This is a genomic window from Bifidobacterium sp. UTCIF-1, assembly GCF_006408915.1.
Classification (GTDB): Bacteria; Actinomycetota; Actinomycetes; order Actinomycetales; family Bifidobacteriaceae; genus Bifidobacterium; species Bifidobacterium reuteri.
On the sequence record NZ_JFAG01000038.1, the window covers coordinates 1 to 8,902 of the forward strand.

Annotated in this window: 5 protein-coding genes; 4 read left to right on the forward strand and 1 reads right to left on the reverse strand. The window is 61.7% G+C overall.

What is annotated here, in order from left to right:
- Nucleotides 1–66 precede the first annotated feature (66 nt).
- Together BW09_RS10630 and BW09_RS10635 are read left to right on the forward strand one after the other, a co-directional pair.
- The gene (locus BW09_RS10630; protein WP_140463690.1) at nucleotides 67–2,208 is read left to right on the forward strand and encodes a beta-galactosidase; all 2,142 of its coding nucleotides are present in this window, start codon (nucleotides 67–69) and stop codon (nucleotides 2,206–2,208) included.
- Nucleotides 2,209–2,808: 600 nt separating this feature from the next.
- Complete coding sequence (locus BW09_RS10635) at nucleotides 2,809–4,155, forward strand: glycoside hydrolase family 30 beta sandwich domain-containing protein (protein WP_140463688.1); 1,347 nt, start codon at nucleotides 2,809–2,811, stop codon at nucleotides 4,153–4,155.
- Nucleotides 4,156–4,300: 145 nt separating this feature from the next.
- Here the strand turns inward: BW09_RS10635 and BW09_RS10640 are convergent, their stop codons facing one another.
- The gene (locus BW09_RS10640; protein ID WP_140463686.1) at nucleotides 4,301–5,944 is read right to left on the reverse strand and encodes an ATP-binding protein; all 1,644 of its coding nucleotides are present in this window, start codon (nucleotides 5,942–5,944) and stop codon (nucleotides 4,301–4,303) included.
- 404 nt (nucleotides 5,945–6,348) lie between these two features.
- Here BW09_RS10640 and BW09_RS10645 point away from each other — a divergent pair, with 404 nt between their 5' ends.
- Both BW09_RS10645 and BW09_RS10650 read left to right on the forward strand, forming a co-directional pair.
- Nucleotides 6,349–6,987 carry a TetR/AcrR family transcriptional regulator gene (locus BW09_RS10645; protein WP_140463684.1) on the forward strand — a complete coding sequence of 213 codons (639 nt, stop codon included), beginning with the start codon at nucleotides 6,349–6,351 and terminating at the stop codon, nucleotides 6,985–6,987.
- Nucleotides 6,988–7,270: 283 nt separating this feature from the next.
- Nucleotides 7,271–8,902: glycoside hydrolase family 3 protein (locus BW09_RS10650; protein ID WP_140464931.1), on the forward strand; the 1,632-nt coding region annotated here is incomplete at its 3' end.

An 8,902-nucleotide genomic window follows, 5' to 3' on the forward strand; every position in this document is an offset into this window, starting at 1 on the left:
GACCTTCGACCTACGATAGGCATATCAAACCAGCCCCAACCAGCCCATAGCGCAAAGGAACCTTTGATGACCAAGACCAGCGTGGACCGCATCCTGTTCGGCGCGGCCTACTACGACGAATACATGCCCGCAGGCGCCGACCGCATCGAAACCGACATGCGGATGATGGAGGCGGCCGGCATCAACGTGATTCGCATCGCCGAATCGACTTGGAGCACATGCGAGCCGCAGCCCGGCGTGTTCGACTTCACCCATGTGGACCGCGCGCTGGATGCCGCCGCCCGTCATGGCATCGCCGTGATCGTGGGTACGCCCACCTACGCTGTGCCCGCCTGGCTCGTGCGCCTGCATCCGGACGTGCTCGCTGTGACGCCGAACGGCCCGGGCAAGTACGGTCCGCGCCAGATCATGGACATCGTCAACCCCGCCTACCGTTTCTACGGCGAGCGCGTGATTCGCCGGCTCATCGAGCATGTGGCCAGCCACCCGGCCGTCATCGGCTATCAGGTGGACAACGAGACCAAGTACTACGATTCCGTGAGCCCGGACATGCAGGCGCTGTTCGTCAAATACCTGCGTGAGCAGTTCCATGACGATCTGGACCTGCTCAACGTCCACTTCGGTCTCGACTACTGGTCCAACCGCGTGGACGCATGGGAGGACTTCCCGGACGTCACCAACTCCATCAACCAGTCGCTGCGTGGCGAGTTCGACCGGTTCCGCCGTGCGCAGGTCGCCGAATTTCTGGCCTGGCAGACGGGTATCGTGCGCGAATGCGCCCGTGAGGACCAGTTCGTCACCCAGAACTTCGATTTCGAATGGCGCGGGTATTCGTACGGCATCCAGCCGGCCGTCGACCACTTCAAGGCGTCGGCCGCCGTGGACATCACCGGCGTGGACATCTATCATCCCACCGAGGACGATCTGACCGGCAAGGAGATCGCATTCGGCGGCGACATGACCCGCTCCACCAAGAACGGCGCCAACTATCTGGTGCTCGAGACCGAGGCGCAGGGCCAGCACGGCTGGGTGCCGTTCCCCGGCCAGCTGCGCCTGCAGGCCTACTCGCACTTGGCCTCCGGTGCAGATATGGTCGAATACTGGCACTGGCACTCCATTCACAACTCGTTCGAGACCTACTGGAAGGGCCTGCTCTCGCACGACATGGAGCCGAACCCCACCTACGAGGAGGCCGGGGTGTTCGGCCGCGAGGTGGCTCGGCCGGAGGTCGGCGAGCGTCTCGTGCACCTCAGGAAGTGCAACAAGGTGGCCATCATGGTGTCCAACGAGGCGCTGTCAGCGCTTGATTGGTCGCGTGTGGAGACCGGTTTCCCGGACGGCGTCGGCGTGAACTACAACGACATCGTGCGACGCGTGTACGACGCGCTGTTCGAGCTCAACGTGGAATGCGACTTCCTGCCCGTGGACGCGCCCGGCGAACGGCTTGCGCAGTACGCGATGATCGTGACGCCGGCGCTGTACTGCGCACCGGAGGAGACCATCGCACGCCTGCGCGGCTTCGTGGCAGGCGGCGGCCATCTGGTCTCCACGATTCGCTCGTTCGTCACCGACGACGAGGTGACCGTCTGGCATGACCGCGCGCCGCACGGCCTGGCCGACGTGTTCGGCATGACCTACAACCAGTTCACCCGCCCGAAGGGTCGCGTGGGTGTAGTGTTTGCGGACAATGCCGCGCTCGCCGGCACGCCGGACGCGCAGGCCGAGGCGTTGATCGAGCTGCTCAAAGCCGATGTCGAGGACGACTCGCCTACCGAAGTGATGGCCCGGTACGGCCATTACGCATGGGAATCCTACGCGGCCGTGACCCGCCATGTATTCGGCAAGGGCAGTGCCGAATGGATCGGCACGCTGCTCGACGTCGATACGATGCGCGCCGTGATGCGCGAGGCCGTCGAGCATGCCGGGGTCGAGGGCGCCGGATCGGCGCTCGCCGGCAAGGTTGTGGTCCGTCAGGGCGTGAACTCGGCGGGGGAGACGGTCACCTACCTGCTGAACTACTCCGCCGAGTCGGTCACCTTCGCCAGCCCGGTCGCCGGCTCGGTGGTCGTCGCGCCGCAGGTCATCGGCCATGACGGACTGATCGACGAGGCCGCCTCCACTTCGCTGGCCGTCCGCCCCGGTCTGCCCGTCGCGACGGGAGACGAGCTGACCATTCCGCGCTGGAATCTCATCGTCATCGTCGGCTGAGCGCGCGTCGTACGTGGCCATGCGGCGTGGCTCCCGTAGCATGGCCCCACGGTGTAGGGATTGTCCCACCGTGTAGGGAAATCCCCATGGTGTAGTAAATGACCCACGGTGTAGGGATGTAAAATGGCGGAATTCCGCCAAAACGCAAAAACCGCTCTCTACACCGTGGGCCGTTCCCTACATGGTGGGGTGTTCGTCCTCGTCAGCCCGGTACTGAGAGGCGTCAATATGCGAAGAATCGCACCTCGTGGCCCCGGATGCAGGTGTTGGAGCCGCATTGCCTCGCCATGCGGTTCTGTCGCATGTCGTATGCTCCGGACGCGCTGATGGGCGATTGGGTATTCCTCTGATTACTGAGTGGTAGATAAATCTATGCCGTGAGTGCGTTTCGCTCAAGACACGCTGGTTAAGTGAGCAAACTTTCTGCGTTATACTCTATCTAGTAGTTATTAGATAAATATCCGATAACGAACAGTCATCACAGATATAACTCAACGAAGAGTCGTGGGAATGCGGTTTTAGTGCGCGGGTGTTTTGGCGCGCACAGGGCCGTGAGCCCGCACCATCATCTCCGCGAAAACCAACGAAGGAGTCCACACCATGACCACATGGATCGCCACCACCCAGGACGCCAAGCTCATCGACCGCACGGCCGAACTGGTCGCCACCGGCGCGACCGCAGCGCCGGACCTGCAGCTGGATGGCAATGAGTACCAGAAACTGCGCGGCTTCGGCGGCTGCTTCAACGAGCTCGGCTGGCTGCCGTTGCAGACCGTAACCGAAGCCGAGCGTGACCAGATCATCAAAGAGCTGTTCAGCCCCGACGAGATGAACTTCACGTTCAACCGCGCGCCCGTGGGCGCCAACGATTTCGCCGACCACTGGTACAGCTACGACGAGGTCGAGGGTGACTACGACATGGAGCACTTCTCCGTCGAACGCGACGAGGAGACCCTGATCCCATACATCCACCGCGCGCAGGAATGGCAGCCGGATATGCGCCTGTTCTCGAGCCCCTGGTCCCCGCCGACCTGGATGAAGCGCCCGAAGGCCTACAACTACGGCCGTCTGATCCGCACGCCGGAGAACCTCAAGGCGTACGCGAAGTATCTGGTCAAGTATGTTCAGGCCTACGCCGAGCATGGCATCACCGTGAACCAGCTGCATGTGCAGAACGAGGTCTTCGCCGATCAGAAGTTCCCGAGCGCCCTGTGGGATTCCGATGCCCTGAAGGAGTTCATCCGCGACTATCTCGGACCGGCCTTCGATGAGGCTGGACTCGACACCGACATCTGGCTGGGCACGCTCAACGGTCCGGAGGACATGAAGTGGACTGGCGGCGGCTACGGCATGGCGCTCAACAACTACAACCGTTTCGTGGACAACATCCTCTTCGATGACCGCGCCCGCCACTACATCAAGGGCATCGCCTACCAGTGGGCCGGACAGAACTGCATCTCCCGCACGCACGAATCGTGGCCGGAGATTGAGCTCATCCAGTCCGAGTCCGAGTGCGGCGACGGCCAGAACACATGGGAATACGCCGAATACGTCTTCCACCTCATCAACCACTACATCCGCAACGGCGCCACCGCCTACACCTACTGGAACATGATCCTCGACGATCAGGATTCTACTTGGGGATGGTGGCAGAACTCGTTGTTCACCATCACCGCCGATACGCACGAGGTGCGTCGCAATCCCGAATACTACGTGATGCGCCACTTCTCCAAGTACGTGCGTCCGGGCGCCGTGCTGCTGGGCACCACCGGCCACTTCAACTCGATGGCCATCGCCTTCCGCAACCCGGACGGCACGGTGGTCGTGGTGGCGCAGAACGCCCTCGAAACAGAGATGCCGTTCGAGTTCGCCGACCCGTCCGACGCTTCCCGCGGCATCAAGGCCACGCTCGCCCCGCGTTCGTTCAACACCTTCGTGCTGGACTGACGCGTTGTCTGAAGCGTCGGGCCGACGTGCCGGACGACGTGCCGGCCCGAAGTACGAAGCGCTGTGACGGCGGTTTCCCGTTGCTCACAGCGCTTCAGCTCTGCTTGTTTAGTGTCGTATTCATGGCATCCGTTTCTGGCATCCGTCACGCCGCGACGTACCGGGTGCTTCGGGCATTACCTGTGGGGGCGATGCGACCAGCGTGTTCGAGCTTGCGCAGTGCGTATGCCGCTCGATTCTTGTTGACTCCAAGTCGTTGCTGGATTTCCAGCCGGGAGATGCCTTCGGGGGTGCTTCGGATCAACGCCAAGGTGAGCTCCTCCAATGTGCTGGATGGATTGAATGCATTCGTTTGCGGCGTTGAAGGCATTGCATTTTGGGGTGCCGATGGGGGCAGCGATGGGATGGACGTGCAGCCGTTGTGTGTCACTTGCGCCGGTATGTTGTCGGCCGGTGCCCCGGTGCCGGTGCCGCCGTCGATGTGAGATGTGGCGTGGGCGGTCGGTTCCAAGGCGAGAGTACCCACTCCCTTTCCAGTCGGGTATCCGTTGAGGACGGCGATTTGGACGTTGCCCTTCTCCTGAATGGCGGGACCGGAAGGGAAGGGGTTGCTGGCGGTGAACCAATCACTGATGTCGGGCCCATCGGTTGGATTGGCGTGAATCGGATTGCCCCCGTCTCCGGTGCCGTCCAATCGAGGAAGACTCAGGGTGAATGCGCTTGGCGTGATGCGGATAATGGGCGATTCGCTGTTGCCGGCATACTCCTCCATGATTTTGGGAATGCCGCTGCCGTAGCTTTCCATAAGATCCAGACGGTAGAACGTGTTTGCCAGCACTGTGTTACGGGGTTGGGAGATGCCGTTGGTGAGATCTGTGAGCGTGATGCCCTTCACCAGTCCGCCAAGCGATACGAAATCGATGCGGTCGGCATAGATGCTGACCAAGGTGGGTCCCGAATAATCGTAATCGCGATGTACCACGGCATTGAGCAGAGCCTCTCGCAGGGCCGCTGGCGGATAGGCATAGGTGTCATTGCGGTACAGGCCCACGATATCGGAACGTATCGGATTGTTGAGTTCCAGATAACGACATACATCGTCCAGCTGCTGGAGCAACGATCCCTGAAACTCCTGACGTGCAAGGAACCTCGCTTTCGAATTGCCTTGATATACGGCGCACTTGATGGTATGTCGGCATTGGTCCGAAATCAGGGCTGCGGCGTTGGTGTACAGCCCATCTGAATTGATGAGCCCCAATGACCGTTGTTGGGGCTTGCCCCAAGGTACTTGTTGACGGGCGAATATCGCATTTGCCTCGTTGAATGTCAGGTCCTGATCGATGCTTACGGATGCATCGAACGCCGTGACGTCGTCATCTCGAATCATCTGTCGAATGCGTTCTTCGCTAGCGGGTACGGCGGAAACCCCGTGGCGGATGAACACTCCGGTTGGGCGCATGCCCTTTCCAGAGAGATAGTAAGGGCGCTTGACGCCGCGAAGTACGGTGACATGGACGATGTTGCGCATAACGCCGGCGTCGTCCTCCATCGATTCGCATTCGATGGAGGTATACGCGGTCAGATCCGGTCTGATGGCATTGCGGATCATGTCGCCGACGCCGCCCATCACGGCATCGGGACCATCCACGCCGACGGGGATGCCGTCATCGTCGATGCCGATGTACAGGTCACCGCCTTCGGAGTTCGCGAAAGCGACGATTTCTCGTTTCGCCGCATCGTTGAGCTGTCGTTTGAATTCGACTGTGGCGCTTTCATGCAGTCGGCTCATGGCGGTACCCCTGTTAACCCTCAATCATCATCGATGAATTCATCGTAACTCATCGATGGGACTAGGATTCGGTGTGGGGGTGTTGTAGCGGGTGGGTGTCAATTATTGTTGTCATCGTTGTCATGGCGATGGTCCGTCGCATGTGCCGGGCGTGCGTTTCACACTCGGAAACTAGTATCTTCCGCAAGAAGTTCGTTGATTATATTGTTGGCTCCCCTTGTCGGGGGAGCTGTCCCGGTGGGGCTGAGGGGTAGTCAATTCGCCAACGAATTTCTAAAGCAGGACACAAGTGAGGCCGCTGCCATCGCTGCGCCGAAGCCGAATCATGGAGCTTGCGGGGCGGTTCGAGCGCAAGCGGTGGCCGTGCACGTCATCGGAATGCGGTTGGTTTACACTGGTCAACTATGTCCACACCAACCGCATCCCACCCCAAGCGCATCCGCAAATCGCCCGAAGAGCGTCGGCGGGAGATCCTCGACGCCGCGGTCCGTTTGATTTCCGAGCGCGGATACAACGGCATCTCCGTGCAGGATGTGGCGGATATGGTGGGTGTCACCAAGCAGGGTGTGTTGCGGTACATCGGCAGCAAGGACAATCTGCTGGCGATGGTGTACCGCGAGAACTACAACGTGGGCGGCAATGTCGATGATTTCAAGGTTTCCGGGCTGCCAGGGTCCACGGCCGACGATCTGCGCCTGCCTGCCTACCTGCGCTATCTGGTGGATTACAATTCGCGGCGTCGCATGCTGGTGCAGCTGTTTTCCGTGCTCCAGGTAGAGACCTTCAACCCGGGTCATCCGCTGTATGAGGAGTTCGCCGACCGCCAGAACTCGATCTGGCGCTACTATTCCAGCTTCGATTGGCGCATCCCGCCGGCGTTCTCTTCGTTCGATGAGGTGCGCCCGACCGTGCGCAAGGCGTTGGAGGCCATGGACGGCATACAGCTGCGCTGGCTTCGTGAGCCTGCCATCGACCTCAACGAAGAATGGGCGGAATTCGAGCCTCTGTTGTTCCCCTCTCCGCTGTGGGATGGGTATCGCTGAAGCATATTTCCAGCGCTTATTTGAGTCTTATCGGATTCATCGCCATTGCATCTGAGTGCCAACAATGATGCCGCGAATATGACGATGGCATTGACGCCAGCCGTCAGATCGCTGGTATGCCTGTGAACGGCGTGTAGCTGCGCAAGCAAACTGGTAATCCATCGTATTTCGAGCTGTGCGTTGCCGGTTTTCGCCACTCTCCAGCGTGTCTAGGCTCATGCCGCACTAAACTACCAATCGGTAATTAAAGTTGTTCGATTTCATCGAGGAAAGCGATACCGCCATGACCGCAACCATCGAAAACCTGCCCTACAAGAACCCGGACCTGCCTGACGCCGAGCGCATCGCCGACCTGCTCTCCCGCATGACCCTCGAGGAGAAGGTCGGTCAGATGATGCAGCTTGACGCGCGAGGCGGTGATCTGGAGGACCTCATCGTCAACAAGCACGTCGGCTCCATCCTGCACACCAGCCCCGCCGATCTGCCGCGCGCCGTCAAGATGGTCAACGAGCAGACCCGTCTGGGTATCCCGCTGGTCATCGGCGACGACTGCATCCACGGTTACTCGTTCTGGCCCGGCGCCACGATCTTCCCCTCCCAGCTGGGCATGGCCGTGAGCTGGGACCCGGCCAAAATCGAGGCCGCCGGTCGCGCCACCGCCGAGGAGGTCTCCTGCACCGGCGTGCACTGGACCTTCTCCCCGGTGCTGTGCATCGCGCGTGACACCCGCTGGGGCCGCGTGGACGAGACCTTCGGCGAGGATCCGGCGCTGATCGGCGAGCTCGCCTCCGCCATCGTGCGCGGCTATCAGGGCGGCGCCAAGGCCGGCGAGCCTCTGCCCAAGGACGCGATCCTAGCCTGCGCCAAGCACTTCGCCGGCTACTCCGAGACCCAGGGTGGTCGCGACGCCTCCGAGGCGGACCTCTCCCACCGCAAGCTGGAATCCTGGTTCCTGCCGCCGTTCGAGCGCGTGGCCAAGGAGGGCTGCGGCACGTTCATGCTCGGCTACGAATCCATCGACGGCGTGCCGGTCACGTTCAACAAGTGGCTGCTCACGGACAAGCTGCGCGGCGCTTGGAAGTATAACGGCACCCTCATCACCGACTGGGACAACGTCGGCCGCTCCGTCTGGGAGCAGAAGGTCAAGCCCGATTACGTGCACGCCGCCGCGGACGCGGTCAAGGCCGGCAACGATCTGGTCATGACCACCCCGCAGTTCTATGAGGGCGCAATCGAGGCCGTGAAGACAGGTCTGCTGGACGAATCGCTGATCGACGCAGCCGTGAGCCGTATTCTTGCGCTCAAGTTCCGCCTCGGACTGTTCGAGGACCCGCGTCTGCCGGACGAGGCACGCATCAAGGCGGTCATCGGCTCCGAGGAACACCAGCAGTTGAATCTTGAACTCGCGCGCGAGGCCGTAGCCCTCCTGCGCAACGACGGCGGCCTGCCGTTCACCGCCGGCGCCAAGGGTGGCTCCGCCAAACGCATCGCCGTCGCCGGCCCGCTCGCCGACGACGCCCAGAACCAGCTCGGCGACTGGACCGGCAACTCCGGACAGGTCTCCTGGATGCCGGACGGCCAGCCGCGCGAGATGATCACCACCGTGCTCGACGGTCTGCGCGCGCTCGCCGGCGACGACTGCGAAGTCACCTATGCCCGTGGCGCGAACGTCGTGGACCTCGTGACCGACCCGGCCGGCGAACTGTACCCGGACGGCCAACCCCGCCCGAAGATCGGTGTGAGCGCGGCCGTCGACCAGACCTTGATCGACGAGGCCGTGACCAACGCCCGCGAGGCTGATTTGATTGTGGCCGTGGTCGGCGATGTCGTCCAGCTGGTCGGCGAGACCTGCTCCACCGCCACACTCGAACTCCTTGGCGGTCAGAACGCGCTGCTCGACGCGCTCGCGGCGGGT